This is a genomic window from Thermogemmatispora onikobensis (assembly GCF_001748285.1).
Taxonomy (GTDB): Bacteria; Chloroflexota; Ktedonobacteria; order Ktedonobacterales; family Ktedonobacteraceae; genus Thermogemmatispora; species Thermogemmatispora onikobensis.
The window spans coordinates 118,372-138,229 of sequence record NZ_BDGT01000001.1; the positions used below are offsets into that span (position 1 = coordinate 118,372).

The 19,858-nt window shown below is 62.3% G+C and carries 18 protein-coding genes, 1 rRNA gene and 1 riboswitch; of the genes, 12 read left to right on the forward strand and 7 right to left on the reverse strand.

Annotated features, from left to right (window positions below; all coding sequences use genetic code 11):
* Positions 1–35: 35 nt before the first annotated feature.
* From BGC09_RS00420 to BGC09_RS00430, 3 genes are all read right to left on the reverse strand, one after another.
* Positions 36–1,040, reverse strand: coding sequence for an ABC transporter substrate-binding protein (locus BGC09_RS00420; protein ID WP_069801221.1), 1,005 nt, complete (start codon positions 1,038–1,040; stop codon positions 36–38).
* A 132-nt stretch (positions 1,041–1,172) separates the two neighbouring features.
* Positions 1,173–2,066: an ABC transporter permease gene (locus BGC09_RS00425; protein ID WP_084657777.1), complete on the reverse strand. Its 894-nt coding sequence runs from the start codon at positions 2,064–2,066 to the stop codon at positions 1,173–1,175.
* 243 nt (positions 2,067–2,309) lie between these two features.
* Positions 2,310–2,610, reverse strand: a riboswitch (FMN riboswitch).
* A 145-nt stretch (positions 2,611–2,755) separates the two neighbouring features.
* Entirely contained in the window at positions 2,756–3,148 is a 393-nt protein-coding gene (locus BGC09_RS00430; RefSeq protein ID WP_069801222.1) for a DoxX family protein, read from the reverse strand.
* A 215-nt stretch (positions 3,149–3,363) separates the two neighbouring features.
* On the opposite strand from BGC09_RS00430, the gene cofE reads away from it, so the two are divergent.
* From cofE to BGC09_RS00460, 6 genes are all read left to right on the forward strand, one after another.
* Complete coding sequence (cofE, locus tag BGC09_RS00435) at positions 3,364–4,158, forward strand: coenzyme F420-0:L-glutamate ligase (RefSeq protein ID WP_069801223.1); 795 nt, start codon at positions 3,364–3,366, stop codon at positions 4,156–4,158.
* Positions 4,159–4,321: 163 nt separating this feature from the next.
* Positions 4,322–4,999, forward strand: a complete 678-nt coding sequence (locus BGC09_RS00440; protein ID WP_141727566.1) for a nitroreductase family protein — start codon at positions 4,322–4,324, stop codon at positions 4,997–4,999.
* A gap of 103 nt (positions 5,000–5,102) precedes the next feature.
* The gene (gene cofD, locus BGC09_RS00445) at positions 5,103–6,035 is read left to right on the forward strand and encodes a 2-phospho-L-lactate transferase (RefSeq protein ID WP_069801224.1); all 933 of its coding nucleotides are present in this window, start codon (positions 5,103–5,105) and stop codon (positions 6,033–6,035) included.
* A 34-nt stretch (positions 6,036–6,069) separates the two neighbouring features.
* Positions 6,070–6,792, forward strand: a complete 723-nt coding sequence (gene cofC, locus BGC09_RS00450; RefSeq protein ID WP_069801225.1) for a 2-phospho-L-lactate guanylyltransferase — start codon at positions 6,070–6,072, stop codon at positions 6,790–6,792.
* On the forward strand, positions 6,762–7,781 hold the full coding sequence (locus tag BGC09_RS00455; RefSeq protein ID WP_069801226.1) for a TIGR03557 family F420-dependent LLM class oxidoreductase: 1,020 nt from the start codon (positions 6,762–6,764) through the stop codon (positions 7,779–7,781). The genes cofC and BGC09_RS00455 overlap by 31 nt, the downstream gene beginning before the upstream one ends.
* Positions 7,782–7,943: 162 nt before the next feature.
* Complete coding sequence (locus BGC09_RS00460; protein ID WP_069801227.1) at positions 7,944–8,345, forward strand: PPOX class F420-dependent oxidoreductase; 402 nt, start codon at positions 7,944–7,946, stop codon at positions 8,343–8,345.
* Between the two features lie 244 nt (positions 8,346–8,589).
* Here BGC09_RS00460 and BGC09_RS00465 read toward each other — a convergent pair whose 3' ends face one another.
* Positions 8,590–9,633, reverse strand: coding sequence for an FTR1 family iron permease (locus BGC09_RS00465; protein ID WP_069801228.1), 1,044 nt, complete (start codon positions 9,631–9,633; stop codon positions 8,590–8,592).
* A gap of 458 nt (positions 9,634–10,091) precedes the next feature.
* On the opposite strand from BGC09_RS00465, the gene BGC09_RS00470 reads away from it, so the two are divergent.
* Positions 10,092–10,955 carry a class I SAM-dependent methyltransferase gene (locus tag BGC09_RS00470; protein ID WP_176728805.1) on the forward strand — a complete coding sequence of 288 codons (864 nt, stop codon included), beginning with the start codon at positions 10,092–10,094 and terminating at the stop codon, positions 10,953–10,955.
* A gap of 334 nt (positions 10,956–11,289) precedes the next feature.
* On the forward strand, positions 11,290–12,189 hold the full coding sequence (locus tag BGC09_RS00475) for a class I SAM-dependent methyltransferase (RefSeq protein WP_069801230.1): 900 nt from the start codon (positions 11,290–11,292) through the stop codon (positions 12,187–12,189).
* A gap of 32 nt (positions 12,190–12,221) precedes the next feature.
* Here BGC09_RS00475 and BGC09_RS00480 read toward each other — a convergent pair whose 3' ends face one another.
* Positions 12,222–13,088: a hypothetical protein gene (locus BGC09_RS00480; RefSeq protein ID WP_069801231.1), complete on the reverse strand. Its 867-nt coding sequence runs from the start codon at positions 13,086–13,088 to the stop codon at positions 12,222–12,224.
* Between the two features lie 426 nt (positions 13,089–13,514).
* On the opposite strand from BGC09_RS00480, the gene glnA reads away from it, so the two are divergent.
* The 3 genes from glnA (at position 13,515) to thyX (ending at position 17,465) form a co-directional block, all read left to right on the forward strand.
* Positions 13,515–14,945 (forward strand): type I glutamate--ammonia ligase, encoded by a 1,431-nt coding sequence (glnA, locus tag BGC09_RS00485; RefSeq protein WP_069801232.1) that lies wholly within the window; start codon positions 13,515–13,517, stop codon positions 14,943–14,945.
* A 230-nt stretch (positions 14,946–15,175) separates the two neighbouring features.
* Entirely contained in the window at positions 15,176–16,168 is a 993-nt protein-coding gene (gene moaA, locus BGC09_RS00490; protein WP_069801233.1) for a GTP 3',8-cyclase MoaA, read from the forward strand.
* Between the two features lie 376 nt (positions 16,169–16,544).
* Complete coding sequence (gene thyX, locus BGC09_RS00495) at positions 16,545–17,465, forward strand: FAD-dependent thymidylate synthase (RefSeq protein ID WP_069801234.1); 921 nt, start codon at positions 16,545–16,547, stop codon at positions 17,463–17,465.
* A 32-nt stretch (positions 17,466–17,497) separates the two neighbouring features.
* On the opposite strand, the gene BGC09_RS00500 is transcribed toward thyX, so the two are convergent.
* Positions 17,498–18,058: a GNAT family N-acetyltransferase gene (locus BGC09_RS00500; protein WP_069801235.1), complete on the reverse strand. Its 561-nt coding sequence runs from the start codon at positions 18,056–18,058 to the stop codon at positions 17,498–17,500.
* A 356-nt stretch (positions 18,059–18,414) separates the two neighbouring features.
* Between BGC09_RS00500 and BGC09_RS00505 the strand changes: the two genes are divergently transcribed.
* On the forward strand, positions 18,415–19,590 hold the full coding sequence (locus tag BGC09_RS00505; protein ID WP_069801236.1) for an aminotransferase class V-fold PLP-dependent enzyme: 1,176 nt from the start codon (positions 18,415–18,417) through the stop codon (positions 19,588–19,590).
* A gap of 127 nt (positions 19,591–19,717) precedes the next feature.
* On the opposite strand, the gene rrf is transcribed toward BGC09_RS00505, so the two are convergent.
* Positions 19,718–19,834: ribosomal RNA gene (gene rrf, locus BGC09_RS00510) — 5S ribosomal RNA — on the reverse strand.
* Positions 19,835–19,858 lie beyond the last annotated feature (24 nt).

Here is a 19,858-nt window from a genome sequence, read left to right on the forward strand (position 1 = left end):
CGCTTGCCGTGGTCTGAGTCTGACCTGACTTGCTGCTAGGCTACGAACTGGTTCGTGTAGGCGGCGCTGACATCGGGCACATCAGGGATCAGCTTCAGGGCAGCCAGAAAGGTGGCTGTTGCCTGCCAGGTGGCAGGATCATTGTAGCCGAGGTGGCCGTTGCCTCGCCAGACGGGAATCGTCGCCTGCAGGACTTCCCTGGCCTTTGCCAGATCCATGCCGGGCACATAGCTCTTGCTGAGTTGCAGAGCCTCCTCGGGGTTGGCAATGACCTCGCTTAGTCCCCGCAGGGTCGCCTGCACGAAGGCCCGCACCATTTGCGGCTGCTGACGCAAGGTGGTCTGCAAGGTCACGATGCCGTTAGAGATCAGCGGCTGGTAGTCCGAAACCTCAAAGGTGCGCACCGGGAAGCCCTGGCGGCGCAGCTGCAGTGGCTCATTATTCGAATAGCCCATCACGGCATCGACCTTGTGGCCGAGCAGGGCTGCGACCTGGGTGAAGCCGATGGATTGCAGATGAATGTCGTTGACGCTCAGATGCTCGTGGTAGAGCAGCGCCAACAGCCCGACGTAGGTCGCCCCATAGGGACCAGGTACCCCAACGCTGTGGCCTTTCAGGTCCGCCAGCGTGCGAATCGGCGAATCCACTGGCACGATCAGACAGACCGGATAGCGCTGAAAAATAGTGGCCACGTTGACGGCCTGTACGCCCTTGCTCCGGGCCGTCAGTTCCTCATCGCCGCTGGCGAAGACGAAGGTGTTGCGTCCCGCCACCATTGAACCGACCAGGTCGGTCACGATCCCATGATTGAAGGTCACGTTCAGTCCTGCCTGGCTATAGTAGCCCTTGGCTTGGGCGACGTAGAAGGGCGCGAACTGGATGTCTGGGATGTAGCCCAGACCAATGGTGACATCCGTCAGCGTCTTTCCCCCGTTGGATGTGGGCGTGCCTTGCCCTGCCGACTGGCCGCAGGCGCCGAGCAAGAGGGAACATACAAGCAGGTAACTTATACACAAGAAGAGATGCGTGATCTTCCGCATAAGGCACACAATTCCCCCATACAGACAACACAACAGAGCTTGCTTGTCTTGAGTGAGCGATAGGGTATAGGAGCGGCACGCTGGCTGGCCAGCGGCGCCGAGCAGGGTGGTAGGGTGGCCGAAGTGGAGCCTTCAATAGACGGCTTCGGCCAATTTGCTCAGCAGCCAGGCAAGACCGTAGTAGACTGCCGCCAGCGCGGCAAGCAACGCCAGTGTTGCGAACATAAACGGTGTATCGTACTGATGCTGTCCTTGCAAGATCAGGCCCCCTAGCCCTTGATTGCCGCCGGCAACGAACTCGCCCACGAGGGCGCCGGTGATCGAGAGCGTCAGCCCAGTACGCACCGCTGCCAGGATGGCCGGCAGCGCCAGGGGAAACTCGATGGCGGTCAGCATTGACCAGCCGGCGGCCCCATCGACGCGCGCTGCGTCCACAATGGAGCGATCGATGGTGCGCACACCCAGTGCTGTCGTGATCACCATAGGAAAGAGCACTACCAGCATACACAGAATGACTGTCGGAAGCAAGGTATAGCCCAGCCAGAGCACGAGGAAAGGTGCGATGACGATGGCTGGGATGGCCTGACCAGCGGCCAGGTAGGGCTGGACGGTGGCGGCGATCAGGCGCGACTTGGCCAGGCCATAGCCCAGCGGTAGCCCGATAACGACCGCCAGCAGGAACCCGAGGAGGCTTTCCTCAACGGTTGCCAGGGCATTGACCTCGAAAAGCCCGGAGCTAAAGCCGTCTAGCAGGCGCTGCCAGACATCGGCAGGAGACGGTAAGAAGAGCGGATTGATGTGCCAGTAGGCGCTGCCGAGATACCACAGGCTCAGCAGCACAATAGCCACCGACAAGGGGGGCAGCAAGGTCAAGACTGTCGTCCGTCGACGGTGGGTCCCGTTGGTCCTGGTGGCCGGGGTGAGTGCGAGGCGCGTTTGCTCCACGGCCTCCTCCGTGTGGTCCTGGCGCGGCAGGTTGAGCGAGAGATGCTTTCTGGCTGAGGTAGAAGTGTCGATACCCATCATGGCCCTCGGTGATCTGTTCTCATGACAGCGCTGTCGCTGCTCCTGCTTCGCGACGGCGGCAGCCACGAGCTTGCTCAGTCGCGTCCAGGGAGGCAACAGTCAGGCCGTCAGTTCAACCGACCCGGGGGGCATGTGAGGGAGACGCAGGAAAGCGCTGACGGAGAGCGCGACCGGCTGGCTGCCCTGCTCCAGGCGCCTGCTGCCGGTAGCAAGCGGAGGATCACTCGTCCGTTTCGCGAGATACCAAGCCTTCTCCCATCCGGACTGTTACCGTCGGCTTCGGCCTCTCACCGAATCCATCGCTGGGTGCCGTTCACTTACTGGACTGATAGGGGCCTCTCAAGGCTATCCAGTGCATCTGAGCGAAGGCCGGCCTGGCAGTCGATCGTGACAGCCTGGCCACCCTCAACGGCACGCAGCGAGTCGCGGGCTCGGCAGCTCACACGTGGCTGTGGCATGAGAGGAAGCGGGTCACGCTGCTGTCATGCTGACGTGTGGCCGCCATACCGCCGGTCGGGAATTGCACCCTGCCCCGAAGGTCTTGTTTTCGTCTTTGTCGATATTATGACACAGAACGCAGGAGCGCTGCAAGAGGGCGCGTGTGCAAGGCCAGGGAGCAACCAGCGCAACCCGCCTGAAGGGCCGTTCTCTTCTTGGCCACTGCCAGATGGGCGCTTATGCTGCTGGGCCTAGCCTTGGGCGCCGGTCTGTGCCGCCTTCGCCCCACTTTCTTCGAGCAGCACGAGCAGCAGGCCCCCCATCAGCCCCAGATTCTTGAAAAACTGCGTCTGCTGAGCCTGATGGGTCTGGGGATCACGCTCCTGCCAGAACGGGTGGCCGACGATGGTCGTAGGGACCAACGAGGCGAGCAGAACGGCGGCGGCCAGACGCGGAAACCAACCCAGAGCGAGGGCACTGCCAGCAACCACCATCGTGGCGCCGTTGAGCACGACGGCACGCTCTGGCTGAGGAACGCCAAAGCGTGCGACCCGCGCCGGGCGGCCTCCGGGATTAAGAAAGGCGTCTGCTCCCCCTTTGATGAAGATCACTGCCAACAGTGAACGTGCCAGTGCTCGGATCATAGGTGTATTTCATCTCCTCTCTCTCGCGCTAGCGTGCGCAGTGGGTGTATGCATGGAGCAAGAGCCAGGGGCTGTCAAGCTCGCTCGCCCCTCTCTCTTCTTTCATTGTAGTCCGTTGGCTCACGGCGCTACCAGTCCAGGCCCTGGACTGGTAGCGGACGGCTCATTTGCAGGAGAGGCGAGTTGCGAAATATAATACTCACCCAGGAGGATGTATGGGCGCGGAACTACGGATCATCCCCATCACAGGTATTGGCGAAATCACCCCAGGGAGTGACCTGGGGGTTATCATCTCTGCAGCTTTGCAGGCCCAGGGGTTGGCTCTGGCCAACGGCGACATCCTGGTAGTCACCCAAAAAATCGTCTCGAAGGCAGAAGGGCGACTGGTTTCTCTGGAGGAGGTAATTCCTTCGCCTTTCGCCTTGACGATTGCGCGCGAGACTGGCAAGGACCCCCGCCATGTCGAGGTGATTCTGCAGGAGACACGCCGGTTGGTGCGCATGGACCGCGGGGTACTGATCTGTGAGACCCATCACGGCTTCATCTGTGCCAATGCCGGGGTGGATGAATCCAATCTTGCTGATCAGCATCAGGTGAGCCTCTTACCGCGTGATCCCGATCATTCGGCGCACTTGCTGCGGGAGCGCTTGCTCTCGCTGGCGCCTTCTACGGCCCCCCACTGGTCGCCGAAACACGAGCCGCTAGAGGAGCTGGCGGTCATTATCTCCGACACCTGGGGGCGACCCTGGCGCAATGGCCAGGTCAATATGGCGATCGGTGTGGCCGGGCTGGCCCCGATCAGGGACTATCGCGGCGAGCCTGATGCCTATGGGCGCGAGCTGCGCGTCAGTGCCATTGCGGTGGCCGATGAGCTGGCGGCGGCTGCCGAGCTGGTGATGGAGAAGAGCGCTGGCGTTCCCGTTGCGCTGATCCGTGGCTATGCCTTTCTCCCCGCAGAAGACGGGGTCAGACCATTGCTGCGCGATGCCGCCAGCGATCTGTTTCGTTAGTCATCCGCCGGACCTGGCCGGAAGACCATTGCCAGCTCTGCCAGGCGTGCCTTGCCCCTTGCCCCTGATGGCGATCAGGCGAGCTGCCTGGAATGGACGGGGTGCCTGCTGTCGGGTCAGGTCGGCCTGATGACACACACAGAGAAGGTAGAGCGAACAAGCCGTGACAACTGCCTGCGAACGAGCTGTGACTATCTCCCAGCGAGCCGGTGACCTGCTGACGCTGCTGCGCAGCCGACGCAGTGTGCGCGCACTTCAGGAGCGCCCGGTTCCCGAACCCCTGCTGGAGCAGGTCTTAGAGGCTGCTCGCTGGGCCCCCTCACCGCATGGCCGACAGCCCTGGCGCTTCGTCGTCTTCAGTGGATGGGAGCGCAAGGAGCGGCTGATTGAGCAGATGAGTGCGGCCTGGGAGGCTCAGCTGCGGCTAGACCAGCAACCAGAGGAGATCATCGCTGTGCGTCTGGAGAAATCGCGCCAGCGCATCCGGCAGGCCCCGGTCCTGATCCTTCCCTGCCTGTACCTGGAGGATCTGGATCGCTATCCCGATGTCGAGCGTCAAGAGAACGAGCGCATCATGGCGATTCAGAGCCTGGGAGCAGCCGTACAAAATATGCTCTTGATGGCCTACGAGCTGGGCCTTGATACGGGCTGGATGTGTGCGCCCCTCTTCTGCCCCGCGGTCGTCTGCGAGGCTCTCGATCTGGACCGGCGCCTGCAGCCCCAGGCCCTGATTACGCTGGGCTACGCCGCTGCTGACCCCAAACGGCGGCCTCGTCTGCCCCTGGAGACCCTCGTTATTCGTCTCGATAGTCAGAGTGGGGCCGGGCAGCCAGGACAGTGAGCAGAGCGAGGGGCGTAGAGATAAGCGGGCAGCCCGTGCTGCAGCTCGATTTCGAACCAGCCAGAGCCAGAGCAAGAGAAGAGAAGGGAGCAGCAAGAGAGCCATGATCGTTGTGCTCGCTGGCGGCGTTGGGGGAGCGCGCTTTCTCCAGGGCGTCGTCCAGGTGGTCCCGCCTGCAGAGGTGACCGCCATCGTCAACACGGGCGATGATCGCGAGTTCTACGGATTGCATGTCTCGCCCGACATTGACATCGTGATCTATACGTTGGCCGGCATCGTTGACGAGCGCCACGGCTGGGGCATCCGAGATGACACCTATCATGTCATGCAGCAGCTCACCCGCTATGGTCACGAGGACTGGTTTCTGCTGGGGGATCGTGATCTGGCGACGCACATCCATCGTAGCCAGCGTCTGCGCCAGGGACAGACGCCCAGTGAGGTGACCGACGAGCTGCGTCGCCTCTTTGGGCTGACGCTGCGTATTCTTCCCATGAGCGATGACCCAGTGGCGACGCATATTCAGACCCCCGTCGGCCTGTTGCACTTCCAAGAATATATGGTGAAGCGCCGCTGTCAGGACGAGGTGCAGGGCGTCGTCTTTGTGGGCGTTGAGCAGGCCCGGCCAGCTCCTGGTGTTCTCGAGGCCCTGCGTCAGGCCGAGGCCGTGCTGCTTGCCCCGAGCAATCCCATCGTCAGCATCGGAAGCATCCTGGCCCTGCCCGGCGTGCGCGAAGCATTGCAGGCAACCTCTGCCACGGTGGCCGCCGTCAGCCCCATCGTGGGAGGCTCCCCGCTCAAGGGGCCAGCGGACAAGCTGATGCGCGGTCTCGGCTACGAGGTCTCTGCCCTGGGCGTGGCCCGCTGCTACGCTGACTTTCTGGATGTCATGGTCATTGATCAGCAGGACGCGGCCCTGGCCCCGGCCATCGAGGCCCTGGGCCCGCACGTGCTGGTCACCGATACGATTATGCGTGACCAGGAGGCCAAAGCCCGCCTGGCGCGCGAGGTGCTGCAGAGCTGTGCACGCGCTGTCTAGTCCGAGAACCAGCTGTTCGGGAGTGGCGACTACTGTGGCGGCTCACCCAGCACACGAGCAAAGCACAGAGCAGGCGGGGGCCTTTCTGTCCAACTGCGGCGCGCTGATCCCAGTGAAAGCCTTAGCGGCAGCCAAGGGCCGGCTGGCAGGGTATTTGACGCCAGCCGAGCGCGCCCAGCTGGTGTTGACCATGCTCCACCACGTGGTGGCTGCCCTTCAGGCCACTGGTCGGTTCTCCAGAATCGTGGTGGTGAGCGCCGACGAGCGCGTGCGCGCCTGTACAGTCAGGTGGGGAGCAGAGGGATGGCCCGAAGCACAACCGGGCCACAATGCCGCCCTGGAGGCCGCGGCCCAGCGCCTGCAAGCAGAGGGAGTGGCCGCCTTGCTCACTATCTCCGCCGACCTGCCCTGGCTCAAGACCGAGGAGGTCACAGCGCTGCTGGCCCAGGCCCAACGCTATCCCGTGGTGCTGGCTCCGGCCCACGATGGCCAGGGCACCAATGCCCTGCTCCTGCGTCCTCCCCTGCTGGTGCCCTATCTATTCGGAGAGCAGAGCCTGCAGCGCTACTGTGAGGCAGCCCAGCGTCGCCGCCTCGCCTACTGTCGCTATGAGAGTCCAGGGCTGGCTCTCGACATCGATACACCGGAGGACCTGCAGCGCTCGGGCCTGGCTGAGCGCTGGCTGACCGCACGGTCCTCCTTGCACTGTCTCAGGGAGATGACACCATGCCAGTCGTTGGATATTCCGCAGCCTTAGAGCAGTTCCATCCCAGCGACCTCCTGCGCTGGTGCCGGGAGGCCGAGGAAGCCGGTTTTGGCGGCGTCATGGCCGCTGACCACTTTCATCCCTGGACGCCAACCCAGGGGCAGAGTCCCTTTGTCTGGTCCTGGATGGGCGCCCTCGGGCTGGCCACCCAGAAGCTCACCTTTGGCCCGGGCGTCACCTGCGCCTCCTACCGCTACCATCCGGCCATCATTGCCCAGGCCGCAGCCACCCTGGCGGCCATGTACCCAGGGCGCTTCTGGCTGGGGATTGGCACCGGCGAAGCGCTCAACGAACACGTCGTCGGCGGTGAGTGGCCCGAGGCTCCGATCCGCCTGGAGCGCATGATCGAGTCGATCGAGATCATCAAGCTGCTCTTCAGTGGCAAGAAGGTCCGCTACAGCGGCAAGCATCTGCGCATGGAGAGCGCTCGTCTCTACACCCGCCCGGAGACGCCGCCCCCAATTCTGATAGCGGCCTCCGGCCCCAAGGCGGCAGAGACCGCCGGACGGCTGGGCGATGGGCTGATCACACCGGCAGCCCCGCCTGAGAAACTCAAGATGCTGCTCGAGCGCTTCGAGAAGGGAGCGCGCGAGGCCGGCAAGGACCCCAGTACGATGCCGCGCCTGCTCCAGCTGCATGTCTCCTGGGCCCCCACCTACGAAGAGGCCGCCAACAACGCCCTCAAGGAGTGGCCCAACGGCGGCATCAAGGCCCCCAAGCAAGATATTCGCTCGCCGGAGGACTTTGAAGCCTTTGCCCAGCTGGTGCGTCCCGAGGACTTCCAGGGCCGCGTCTTGATCTCAGCCGATCTAGACGAGCACCGACGTCATATCCAGAGCTTCTTTGATCTCGGCTTCGACGAGGTCCATGTTCATAACGTAGGACGGGACCAGAGCAGTTTTATCAGAGCCTACGGCGAGGCCGTTATTCCAGCCCTACGCCAGCCGGCAACAACCTCGCGGCAGGCTCCTACCTCCTGAGAAGGTGGATTGCCTTTACTGACTCAGCCAGCGAACGGGTGAACACTTACCTGACCAGCCCCCAATTCCTGGCCACGGTCGGAACTGGCCGCCAGGGGCTGGGCTGGGGGCTGGCATGACCAGCATCTGTCAGCACAATGGAATGAAGGAGGCAGACAATCGATGGCTGCGCTCTCAGAGCGCGCACGCGCCTTTCTACAAGAGAAGCCGCGCTTTGGCGTCCTCGGTACAGTGAACGCCGACGGCTCTCCTCATCTGACCACCATGTGGTTTCTGCTCGATGGGGACGAGATTCTTATGAATACGAAGGTGGGACGGGTGAAGGAGCGGAACATGCGCCGTGACCCGCGGGTCTCCCTGTGCGTTGAGGATGGCTATCGCTACGTCACCATTAGCGGTCGGGTGCGCTTCATCGAGGACCCGACGACGGCTCAGGTCGATATCTATCGCCTGGCATGCTACTACGATGGCGAGGAACAGGCCCGTCTGCAGATGGAGCACTTCAGCAGGGAACAGCGTGTGACCGTGCGGCTCTCTTGCGAGCAGGTCCTCGAACGCCTCTGAGCACCCTGGTCAGGGGCCAGCCTTCGGAGGGTGAGGCCGCAGCGGCGGTTGGAAGGGAAGGAGAGGAAAAGAAAAGGTTGCCCTGCCCGGAGTGGAATGCGAAGGAGCAGACCAGGGAAGCAAACGGGGGGAAGCCAGAGCAATGGAACGGAACGTGTTTCCATTCTCTGGCCTCCCCCCGTGGCATGGTAGGGAGGCTGTGGTGTGACCTTTCAGGCTTCGGTCATCAACGACCCTTTGCGGCTTACGAGGTGACCTCTGTAGCCGGGGCTGGAGCCTCGACAGCTGGAGGTGCCTCGGGACGCCTGGCGGGCTGCTCACCGAGCTGGCGCGGACGCCAGACACGAACATACTCGGCCAGGAAGTAGGAGCCGATCACCAGGATCGCCGCCAGAGCCTGGGCCACGAGCCCCTCAACGTTGGGGAAGACCGCGAACCAGAGACCCATCCAGTCGGGAATGGGCAAGGGAACAGGGGTAGTACTGAGCCAGCCAGCAAGCTGCATTTCCTGAACGCTCTCGCCCACCATCACGATCAATACCACGCCCAGCATCACGCCTGTCAGAACCAGCATCCGCTTGTAGGGGAGCCGATGGTGAGCCAGGAACGTCAGCGCTCCAACCGTGGCCGTGAAGGCCAGGCCAATCAAGACGCCAATGAGCACGATGCCTGAGCCGACTTGCATGCGCAGATTCTGCAGGAAAAGCACAACCTCGAAGCCCTCACGATAGACCGAGGTGAAGCCTAGAACGACCATCCCCCAGACAATCCGCGCTTCCTCGTCTTCGCCCAGACTCAGCAGGCTGCGTCGTCGGCGATTATGGAAGGAGATCCACCCGGTCCAGTAGACACGGTGGAAGAACCAGTTCATGATAATGAGGAGAACAATGACCGCCAGCAGACCAGTGGCAGCCTGGATGTGCAGCTCGGGAGCGCTCACCTGACTGAGAATGCCAACCACCACGAACCAGGTGATCAGGCTCGCCAGAAGCGCTAACCCGGCCCCAACCGCAATCGGGCGGCGGTATTTGTCGTGCTTCCCCATCATGCTGGCCGTGATCGCCGCCAGCACGAGGATGGTTTCCAGCCCCTCCCGAAATACCAGCAAACCAGTATCCAAAATAGCTGCGCCCGGGCTCAGATGCGGTACAGTGGGGTCGGGATTACCTTGCGCCGTGATGCCCTGCCAGACAAGCGCAGTGACAACCACCAGTCCAGCCAGCAGGAGTACTGCGCGAACGATCCGCTGTAGAAGACTCCCGGTAAAGTAGGCTTGTAGGTACCTCACTCCAGCAAGTCCTTTCGTCTCTTCCTTCTTCTTCTGTCTACCCGGTGGTGACGTGTCTCGTCGCTTCGCTATCCGCTTACTGTCCTCCTGCCTCACAGTATTAGGGCAGGCTAATATCTTAGTTATGTACTCGGATATTAGCATGGGCTAATCACTTTTGTCAAGGGGCAGGCTGGCTTTCGTGACGCTCCTCCGCATCATTACCGAGGCGTGCATTAAAAATCCGTTAAAATTGAAGGCCACACACTATCTCGATATATTCGAATTGACATATACAGCCCCTCTTTTCTAAACTGAGAAGTGTTTTGAGCCAGAGCCGCCTATCCCGCAGAGGCACTGGAGGAAGGACGTGGCGGCAGAAACGAGCAAGGGAGGAAAGCATGCCCTGGTGGTTTTTCCGACGTCAGCGTGCTGAAGTGCCCGCATCTCCTGTTCCAGACAAGGAGAGCTCACCGTTGGTGCAACCCCATTCTTGGGCTGGTGAGGTTGCCTTACCGCGCCTCAGTGAGGCCGATGAACGTCGTTACCTGGACGAGCAGCCCTATGTTCTGCCCAAGGATCTGAAGGAAGTCAGTCGGCTAGACTTTCAGCACTATGTGCTACGAGCTATCTTGAAACGGAACTACCTGGCCCCGATCCGCCAGCCGCGCCACATTCTCGACGTGGGTTGTGGCACGGGCCAATGGGCCTACGAGGTGGCCCGGGACTTTCCGCAGGCCACGGTGGTCGGGATCGACGTAGAGCAGGCGAAGAACTCGACGGCCCCCCCGCCCAACTACCGCTTTCTGGCCCATGATGTGCTCCAGGGACTGCCTTTTGCTGATAACAGTTTTGACTTTGTCCATCAGCGGCTGCTTCACTCGGCCTTGCCACTGGCAGCCTGGCCGGGGGAGATCAAGGAGCTGGTGCGAGTGACTGCCTCCGGGGGCTGGGTCGAGCTGCTAGAACTCCATCCAGAGGTGGTTCCTTCAGGGCCTGCCGGTCAGCGACTCCGGCAGCTGATCCTGCAACTGGTGGCGCTGCGGGGACTAGACGCCGAGGGGGTCGTAGCGCGTTCGCTGGATCTCTATCTGGCAGAGGCCGGCCTGGTTGAAGTGCAGCGTCATGTCGTCGCGGTGCCGCTAGGAGACTGGGGAGGGCGGATCGGCTCGTTGCTGGCACTCGATTTCCGCGAGGTGGCTCTGGCCATGTGTGGGCCGGTCACTGCCCGCCTGGCGCTCCCGCGCGAAGACTATCTGGGGCTGCTTGAGGCTACGATCCAAGAATGGAACGAGCTGAAAGCCTGCCATCATTTTATTGTCGCCTACGGGCGTAAGCCCTGAGTGCCAGTCGGGTGACCAGTCGTTGGGCGAGAGAGCTTTCTCTCGTAAGGAAGTGCTGTGGATGACGAGTGAGCAAGACTGGTCCATCCTCGCTCGTCCGCCTGCTTTACTACTTTACAGACCCCAGAGAGCAGTCTGTACGCTGGCTGGGGGGGCTGGCCTCTTGTCGCTGGAGCGGGGCAGAGGTGGATGGATAAAAGAGCAGAACCAGCGCAAGAGGTGTCTGCCCAGAAGGAGCCCAAGTTATGGCGAATCATCGACCTGGTCCAAGCAACATGTATCGGACAAGACGGATGGTTATGCATAGCGAGATGCGCGTGAGAAAGGAGGAGCCATGCCCTGGTGGTTCTTCAAGCAGGGAGGGGGGGGCGAACCAGAGCAGCAGAAGGGAGAGCCAACAGCAGGAGCCGGGCAGCTCATGAGCGGCAGCGCCGGCTGGGGTCCGACCTACCGGCTGCCCCAGCCCAAAGGTTGGCGCGAGATTGACCGGCTTGATCTCCTGCACTATGCCCTCCAGGCGGTGCTGCAGGCCAACTATTTGGCCCCCATAGGCAAGCCGCGCCACATCCTCGACACCGGGTGCGGAACCGCCCGCTGGGCTTATGAACTGTGTCAGGAATTCCCCCAGGCGACTGTCATTGGTCTCGACCTGGAGCCAATCAGGTCGACAGCCCTCCCACCACCCAACTTCCGCTTTGTACGGGCCAATCTCCTGGATGGTCTTCCCTTTGCCAGCAACAGTGTTGACTTTGTTCACCAACGTCTGATGGCACTCTCCCTACCCATTACCTGCTGGCCGGTCCTGGTCAAAGATCTCGCGCGCGTCACTGCTCCTGGCGGCTGGGTTGAGCTCGTCGAAGGAGGCGCAGAGATTGCGCCCGCTGGCCCGGCGACTCAAGAGGTCTTCTCCCTCATCGGGCACTATCTGCAAGCCCGCGGCCTGGATGGACAGGGGAACGTCGCGCGCTCCCTGGTACGCTATCTTGAAGAGGCGGGTCTGAGCACTGTCCAGCAGCGCACTGTCTCCCTGCCAGTTGGCGAGTGGGGAGGCCCAATCGGCCACCTGATCGCCAGGGATTTCCACGAGACATTTCTGGCGCTCCGCGAGCGCGTGGCCCAGCGTTTCCAGCTCCCCGCTGAGGCCTTTGTGGCCCTGCTCCAGAGTATGCAGCGTGAGTGTCGTGATCTGCGGACCTGCTATTCCTTCACCGTGGCCTACGGGCAGAAACGCTAATCCCACTGCCAGACGACAGGTCGGCTGGCTCCTCAACCAGAGCGGAGGGAGCGGTACAGCGCCAATGGCTGGGCGCTATAGCTAATCCAGAGGCCGCTTGGCGTGGTCCAGGTGGCTGTGGCGCAGTAGCGAAAACCGGCAGGTAGACCCGCCGGGGCAGGCTGCTCGACCAGCTGCTGATTCAAACGCTCTTCGAAGAGAGCCGCCAGACCGGTCACCGGCAGCCCGCCCAGATCGGCGCGCAGCACATGCACCTGGAGGTGGCAGGTCTCGACTATCGGCTGGACTTGCAAGAAGAAGGGGCGCGTCAGCGCGATACCGGCGAGAGTCAGCGTCTCCTCACCCGTGATCTCGATCAGGCGCCCAGGCTGGGGTCTGACACGCACCTGGCTCACCTGGCCTGGCAGGCCGGCGCGGGGAAGATTGCGCGTCACGAGGGCCGTCAGATAGGCAGGAGAGAGCTGGATCACCAGATCGCTTCCACCGGTGGAAGGCGATGGAGAGGGAAGAGGAGAGCGATCCAGGCCGAGGAAGAGCAGTGCCACCAACCAGAGGGCCAAGGCGCCCGTGAGCAGACCCAGGAAGAACGTTCCCACCGGGAGCCAGCGCCGAAGGCGGCGCTGCACCGGCGCTGAGGGAGGTCGTGGCTCCTCTGCCTCGGTGTCGGGCAGCAGGTCGGGGAGTTGCCTGGTCGGACGTGCCCCGCGAGCGAGGGCGGGCTCCGTCTCACCCAGTTCCCAGATCGGCGGATCATCCAACAGATGGCTTGCCTCCACAGGCTCTACAAAGGCAAGGTCGGAGAGGTCAGCAGCGCTCTCGAAGGGAGGGGGAGAAACGGTCTCAGCGGCTGAGTCGGCCTCGTCGTCATCGTCGGCGCTGGCCTTACTGAACCAGGACATGGCTGGCAACACTCCTTTTCGTAAGCAAACCTGCACTGTATCATAGCCGTTCGCCCCCGGCTACGCAAGAGGCCCTCTTTTTGGGCAGATTGCACAAAAGAGGGGCCCTCGCTTTCAGACAAAGTGCCCGTAGTCTCAGCAGCAAGGGGGAACGTATCATAGAACCAAGGAGGGGGGCTGACCTCGACTGAGGCTGGTAGGGGAAGGGCAGGCAGACGAGCAGGCAGATAGGCAGGCGGAAGCGCGCAGGCGGATCAATGAGGCAGCTGCCCTGGATGGCGTGCTGACTATCAGCGCGCCTTGGAATCAGTTCAGCAGGATAGTGACTAGCAGTCAGCACTCAAGAGCACGGAATGGCGACGAGAGCCGAAGGCGTGTCCGGCAAAGAGGCTGGGGAGAGACCAGTAAAGAGGAGAGTTCGACGGCATGACACCTGAAGAAGTTCTGCAATTTGCCAAGGAGCGCGGTGCCAAGATGGTAGACTTCAAATTTGTGGATCTACCGGGCACCTGGCAGCATTTTAGCGTCCCCTTACATGAGCTGGACGAGGAGACGTTTGTCGAGGGAAAGTACTTTGACGGATCAAGCATCCGTGGCTTCCAGACCATCGACGACAGCGACATGCTGGTAATCCCCGATCCAGATACAGCCTTCATGGACCCTTTTACCAGCGTCCCCACGTTGAGCCTCATCTGCACTGTCGCCCACCCAGGGCCGGGCGCGCATAAGCAGCCCTATAGCCGCGATCCACGCACGATTGCGCGTAAGGCGGAGGAATACCTGCGCTCGTCCGGGATCGCTGACGTGAGCTACTTTGGCCCCGAAGCCGAGTTTTTCGTGTTTGACAACGTGCGCTTCTCCTCGACCCAGAATGTGCAGTACGCCGAGGTCGATTCGGATGAGGCGCACTGGAATAGTGGCCGCAATGGTGGCGCCAACCTGGGCCATCGTCTCCGCCCGAAAGAGGGCTACTTCCCGGTTCCACCCAGCGACACGCTGCAGGATCTGCGCAGCGAGATGGTCCTGACGCTGGAGGAGCTGGGCGTTCCGGTCGAGGCCCAGCACCACGAGGTCGGCGGCGCCGGCCAGTGTGAGATCGATATTCGCTATAACACCCTGGTCAAGACCGCCGATAACCTGATGATCTACAAGTATGTGGTGAAGAACACAGCACGCAGGCATGGGAAGACGGCGACCTTCATGCCGAAGCCAATCTTCGGCGACAACGGCTCCGGCATGCACGTGCACCAGAGCCTGTGGAAGGGTGAGCGCCCGCTCTTCTACGACCCCGAGGGCTACGCCAGCCTCTCCCAGACGGCACGCTACTATATCGGCGGTCTGCTGACCCACGCTCCCGCGCTGCTGGCCATCGCTGCCTCGACGACCAATAGCTACAAGCGACTGGTGCCCGGCTTCGAGGCCCCCGTCAACCTGGTCTTCTCGAAGGCTAACCGCAGCGCCGCTGTGCGTATTCCCAATACCGATTGTCCATCGGCCAAGCGCATCGAGTTCCGTCCGCCCGATCCGACGGCCAATCCCTATCTGACCTTCGCTGCTTTGCTGATGGCTGGCCTTGATGGCATCCGCCGCCAGATCGAGCCCAGCGAGCACGGCTTCGGGCCGGTCGACCGCGACCTGTATCACCTCTCCCCGGAGGAGCTGCGCGAGATCGGCTCGGTCCCGGGCTCGCTGGAGGAGGCGCTCAAGGCTCTGGAGGATGATCATGCCTTCCTGCTGGAAGGCGGCGTCTTCACGACCGACGTGCTCGAACACTATGTTGAACTGAAGCGCACTCAGGTCAATGAGGTGCGCATGCGCCCCGTGCCGATTGAATTCGCCCTCTACTACGACGCCTGATCCTTCTGAGCTGATCGTACGCACAAGCGAGCGGACCCCGGGATGCTGGAGCTGAAGCAGTGTCCCGGGTCCGTTCTTTTTCTCCTCGCCCCATTCCTCTGCGGTACGGCCCTCGCGGCGCCGGCGCTGCCTGCCCGGCTGACTGGCCTGGCTCTGGCTGTGATATAATTAAATGTCTATCCTACCCACGCGGTATGATGTCATCCTCGCTCTGTCTGGAGAGGCGCTCTATGGACCCGCTTGTTGATAGCTATGGCCGGCGCATTCGCAATCTGCGCATTTCTATCACCGATAAGTGCAATTTCCGCTGTACGTATTGTATGCCCGCTGAAGGGCTGCCCTGGCTGAAGAAGGCCGAGATCCTCACCTACGAGGAGATTGAGCGGCTGGCCCGCCTGGCGGTCTCCATGGGCATTGAACAGATCCGTCTGACCGGTGGCGAACCACTCGTGCGCCGCGATGTCCCCGATCTGGTGCGCCGGCTGCGCCAGATCGAGGGCCTGCGTAGCCTCAGTCTGACGACCAATGGGGTGCTGCTCAAGCAGCTGGCCCATCCGTTGGCGGAGGCTGGCCTGACACGCATCAATGTCAGCCTCGATTCGCTGCTACGCGAGAAGTTTGCCCGTCTGACACGGCGCGATCAGCTCGACCGTGTGCTGGAAGGGCTGGAAGAGTTGGAAAAGTATCCGACCATTCGTCCCATTAAGATTAATGCGGTGGCGATGCGCGGTTTCACCGAGGAGGAGGTGCTCGATTTCGTGCGCCTGGCCCGGCGCAAGGGCTATGTGGTGCGCTGGATCGAGTTTATGCCTCTCGATGCCGATCAGATCTGGCGCAAGGAGGATATTCTGACGGGCGCTGAGATTCAGGCGATTATCGAGGCCGAGTACGGCCCGCTGGTGCCGATCCAGGGTGATCCCTCCGAAACCGCCCGCCGCTATACCTTCAGCGATGGCGTCGGCGAGGTGGGCTTTATCAATCCTGTCAGTGAGCCGTTCTGCTCCACCTGCGATCGCATCCGCTTGACCGCCGATGGGCAGCTGCGCACCTGCCTCTTCGCGACCGAAGAAACCGACCTGCGAACGCCGCTGCGCTCGGGTGCTTCTGATGAGGAGCTGATGGCGATTATCCGCCGCGCTGTCTGGCACAAGGAGCTAAAACACTATATTGGCGATAAGCGCTTCAGGCGCGCGAGCCGCACGATGTCTATGATTGGTGGGTAAACACTTCCTCGGCCCCTGCGCGCGAGTCTGGGCGTGAGAGGAGAAGGTCAGTGCTGTCTCTGCTTCCCGGTGTGCCGTATGCCCTCGGGGCTGCCCTTGCCTCCCTGAATATGGTAGACTGGTGGCGCAGTGGCGCCTGCTGCTGCTGGCAAGCGAAGGAAGGCTGTGCGCCTGACCAAGACAAGACGGTCCAGACGAGCCAAACTGCTTGTAGGGGAGCGCCCGCCGTCTGTTGGTCGGCAGTCTGAGCGTGCTCTCTCCGTCCCAGGGCTGGCACGGGTGAGCAGGTAAAGAGAGGGCGGGGCCTCCCTCAGCGAGCGCAAGGCGACCACCCCACTATCCGTCACACATGAGCGAGCAGAGGAGGAGAGTGCGCATGGCACAGCGATCCGCCGAGGAGTTGTTTCACGAGCTGCAGGGTGAGGAGCACGACGGCTTTGTGGCCATTCATGTCCCGGTCCAGCGTTCCCCCGCAGGCGTTCCCTACCTGACCGCCCCGGGGGTAGTGCTGTTGGCTCGTCCGCAGACGAACCTGCAGGGCCTGGCCCCGTTTTTAGAGGGCTTTGATCCGTCCTATCGCTTCCAGGAGTATGTTGCTGATCCGACGGTGTTGCCCGATGGGGCCCAGCTCTGCAAGGTGGCGGGCCAGACCTGCTATCTGAGCTTTGGGCCGAGGCGCACGCCGAACGCCCAGGCCAGGCGGTATTTCGATCATCTGAAGGAGTCGCGCCACGGCTCGGTGCTGGAGCACGCCACCTTTAGCTTTTTTGTCTACGGCATCTCGCGCAGCGTGACCCACGAACTGATCCGCCACCGTGCCGGCTTCAGCTATTCGCAGACCAGTCAGCGCTTTGTCGATGGGCGCACACTCCGCTTTGTTGAGCGTCCCGAGTATCGTCAGGATGAGCACCTGCACCGCCTCTTTGTGCAGCGCATCGAGCGCGCCGCAGCTGAGTATGCCGAGCTGAGCGAGTATCTGCTGGCCCGCCAGCAGGCCGGCGATCCTTTGTTGAGCGCGGAGGCGCGCACGGATCTGCGCAAGCGCGTGCAGCAATGCTCGCGTTCGCTGCTGCCCAATGAGACAGAGGCGCCGCTGGTGGTGACAGCCAATGCCCGGGCCTGGCGCCATGTGATCGAGGAGCGGACCGCGCCGCATACCGAGATCGAGATCCGCGAGCTGCTGGTTCGCATCTTTGTCTGCCTGGCGCTGGTCGACCCTATCCTCTTCGGGGACTATGTGCTCGAGGGCCTGCCAGACGGGACCTATAGCGTACGCACACCCTATGAGAAGGTGTGAGAGGGCAGCCGAGGCGGCGTGCTGGCAGGGGACTAGAGCAGCGGATGGCGATAGAGACGGAAGCCGTCGTCGGCAGCGCGCTGCCCCGCACAGGTCGCGTCAGCAACAGCCTCCAGCTCACAGCGGGCGGCCAGCCGCTCCGAGGCCGGATCACGGCGTGGAAGCAGGACCTCGAACCAGAGCGGCAGCCCCTGCCGCTGGCTCTCGTCCTCTAGCTCTGTTCCCCAGAGCCGGGCCCGATTGAGGGCGCAAATCAGCAGCGCCCTTCCGCCACCGCGGCGGCGATGGTCTGGATGGACCGTGCCTTCGCAGCGCAGATGGTACCCTTCCCCATCGCGTACAAGATGCAACAGGGTATAGCCAATCAGCTCGCCCTCCACTCCTTCAAGCGTCCCTCCCTGTCCCCACGTATTCAGCTCATCGTCGTCGTCAAGCAAGACGAAGAGCGTGGGTCCCGGCTCATCGTCCTCAGCCTTCGCCCGCCAGTCCTCCCAGGCTGCTTGCGAAAAGAGACAGCCGTCGACCGTCTGAGCCTGTTGCTGGAGATCCCTGAGCTGCTCCAGGTCGCCTGATCGTGCCTCGCGAACGCGCACGGGCTTTCCCTCCCTTGCTGCCACTGCGGAGTTGGGAATGTGGTGCGTCTGCCTGGCCCATCTCGTCCAGGACGCCACACGGAGCGCCGAGCTGCCAGGAGAAGCCAGGCCGTACCTCTCCTATAATAGCGCGTTTTCTCCTCTGTGGGCAATGCTGACCGCGGCCTGCCTGTCGCTTTCCCACTTGCTGTCAAGATAGAGCCTGTCACCCGCTCTCACCCCCTCCCGCCGGCTGGCTGTCATATAATGTGGATTGTCTGCGCTCTCATCAATAGAGAGATTTCGATGTTTGTGGCAAGGAAGAGAGCGCGCTGCCACCAGAATAACCACCACTACCACCAGGAGAGCAAAGAAGGATGGTCTTGCGCGATTCTGCTGCTGCTCAGAGACTCCAGGCGATTCGGGAAGCCATGCCGGCAACGACTGCCCACACCTATTTGAATACCGGCACCTTCGGGCCATTGCCGCGCTGTGTGATTGAGGCCATGCACGAGCGGCTTCAGGAGGAATGGCAGGAAGGGCGTCTTGGGGCAGGGGCGCATGCTTCTCTGTTGGGGCACTACCAGGAGGCCAGGCGGCGTTGTGCTGAGCTCCTCAATGCCAGCGTTGACGAGATCGCCCTGACGGATAACACTGGTGAGGGACTCAACATCATTGCTTTTGGTCTCAACTGGCGGGAAGGCGATGAGGTGATCACGACGAACCACGAGCATATCAGTGCTCTGGCTCCCCTGTACCAGTTGCGCGAGCGCTATGGGGTACGCCTGCGTATTGCAGACCTGGGCGAGCGTGGGGAGCGCCCGGCAGAGGAGGAGATCGCCAGGCTGATCACCCCGCGGACGCGCCTGATTGTGCTCTCGCACGTTTCCTTTATGACAGGGGCGCGCTTCGACGTCAGCGCGGTGACGGCGCTGGGGAGGCGCCACGGGCTGCCGGTGCTGGTCGATGGGGCCCAGGCCGCAGGGGCGATCGCCGTCGATGTCCAGGAGCTGGAGGTCGATTTCTATGCCTTTCCGATGCACAAGTGGCTCTGCGGTCCCGACGGAACAGGAGGTCTCTATGTCCGGCAGACAGCCCTGAGCCAGGTGCAGTCGACCTATGTTGGCTACTATTCGCTCAAGCATGAACAAAGCGGCGCCTGGGGGCTCCACGAGACGGCGCAGCGCTTCGAGCTGGGAGGAAGACAGACAGCGGCCCTGGCGGGGCAGAGTCGCGTCTTGCGCTGGCTAGGCGAGGAGGTTGGCCATCGCTGGGTGCAGGAACGCATTGCGGCCCTCAACCGTTATGCCGCCGAGCTGCTCAGCGAGGTGCCGGGGGTCAGCGTGCTCACGCCCCAGCCAGGAGCGAGCGGCCTGCTCTCCTTCACCTTTACGCGGGCCGAGCCAGAGGCAGTTGTCCGTCGCCTGGCGGAGGAGCACAACGTACTGATTCGGAGTATTCATGAGCGTCAGGCGTTGCGTCTTTCGACAGGATTTTACAATACCGAAGAAGAGCTGGAACGGGTTGCAGCGATTCTCCGGGCCTGGCCCTAGTGGCCGCCAGAGAGAGCGACCAACGCGGGAAAAGGTGTCTCGGTTGGAAGGGGGAGGGCCCGCAGGGGTCGCCAGGTTGAGGGAGCAGAGAGGGGCTACTAACGAAGAACGCCCGTGAGCGCGGGTGAAGCGGCGACGTCCTACTTTCCCACGGGACTGCTCCCGCAGTATCATCGGGGCTGGAGAGCTTAACTTCCGTGTTCGGGATGGGAACGGGTGTACCCTCTCCGCTACAGTCGCCGATTCACCTGCACTCACAGGCGTCTGC

Excerpts from the sequence above, each read along its gene's own strand:
- BGC09_RS00460 (WP_069801227.1), top strand. The coding sequence starts at position 7,944 with ATGGCTGCGCTCTCAGAGCGCGCACGCGCCTTTCTACAAGAGAAGCCG.
- BGC09_RS00505 (WP_069801236.1), top strand. The coding sequence starts at position 18,415 with ATGGTCTTGCGCGATTCTGCTGCTGCTCAGAGACTCCAGGCGATTCGG.
- BGC09_RS00480 (WP_069801231.1), bottom strand. The coding sequence starts at position 13,088 with ATGTCCTGGTTCAGTAAGGCCAGCGCCGACGATGACGACGAGGCCGAC.
- BGC09_RS00420 (WP_069801221.1), bottom strand. The coding sequence starts at position 1,040 with ATGCGGAAGATCACGCATCTCTTCTTGTGTATAAGTTACCTGCTTGTA.
- cofD (WP_069801224.1), top strand. The coding sequence starts at position 5,103 with ATGATCGTTGTGCTCGCTGGCGGCGTTGGGGGAGCGCGCTTTCTCCAG.
- BGC09_RS00430 (WP_069801222.1), bottom strand. The coding sequence starts at position 3,148 with ATGATCCGAGCACTGGCACGTTCACTGTTGGCAGTGATCTTCATCAAA.
- thyX (WP_069801234.1), top strand. The coding sequence starts at position 16,545 with ATGGCACAGCGATCCGCCGAGGAGTTGTTTCACGAGCTGCAGGGTGAG.
- glnA (WP_069801232.1), top strand. The coding sequence starts at position 13,515 with ATGACACCTGAAGAAGTTCTGCAATTTGCCAAGGAGCGCGGTGCCAAG.
- BGC09_RS00425 (WP_084657777.1), bottom strand. The coding sequence starts at position 2,066 with ATGATGGGTATCGACACTTCTACCTCAGCCAGAAAGCATCTCTCGCTC.
- moaA (WP_069801233.1), top strand. The coding sequence starts at position 15,176 with ATGGACCCGCTTGTTGATAGCTATGGCCGGCGCATTCGCAATCTGCGC.
- cofE (WP_069801223.1), top strand. The coding sequence starts at position 3,364 with ATGGGCGCGGAACTACGGATCATCCCCATCACAGGTATTGGCGAAATC.
- BGC09_RS00475 (WP_069801230.1), top strand. The coding sequence starts at position 11,290 with ATGCCCTGGTGGTTCTTCAAGCAGGGAGGGGGGGGCGAACCAGAGCAG.
- BGC09_RS00455 (WP_069801226.1), top strand. The coding sequence starts at position 6,762 with ATGCCAGTCGTTGGATATTCCGCAGCCTTAGAGCAGTTCCATCCCAGC.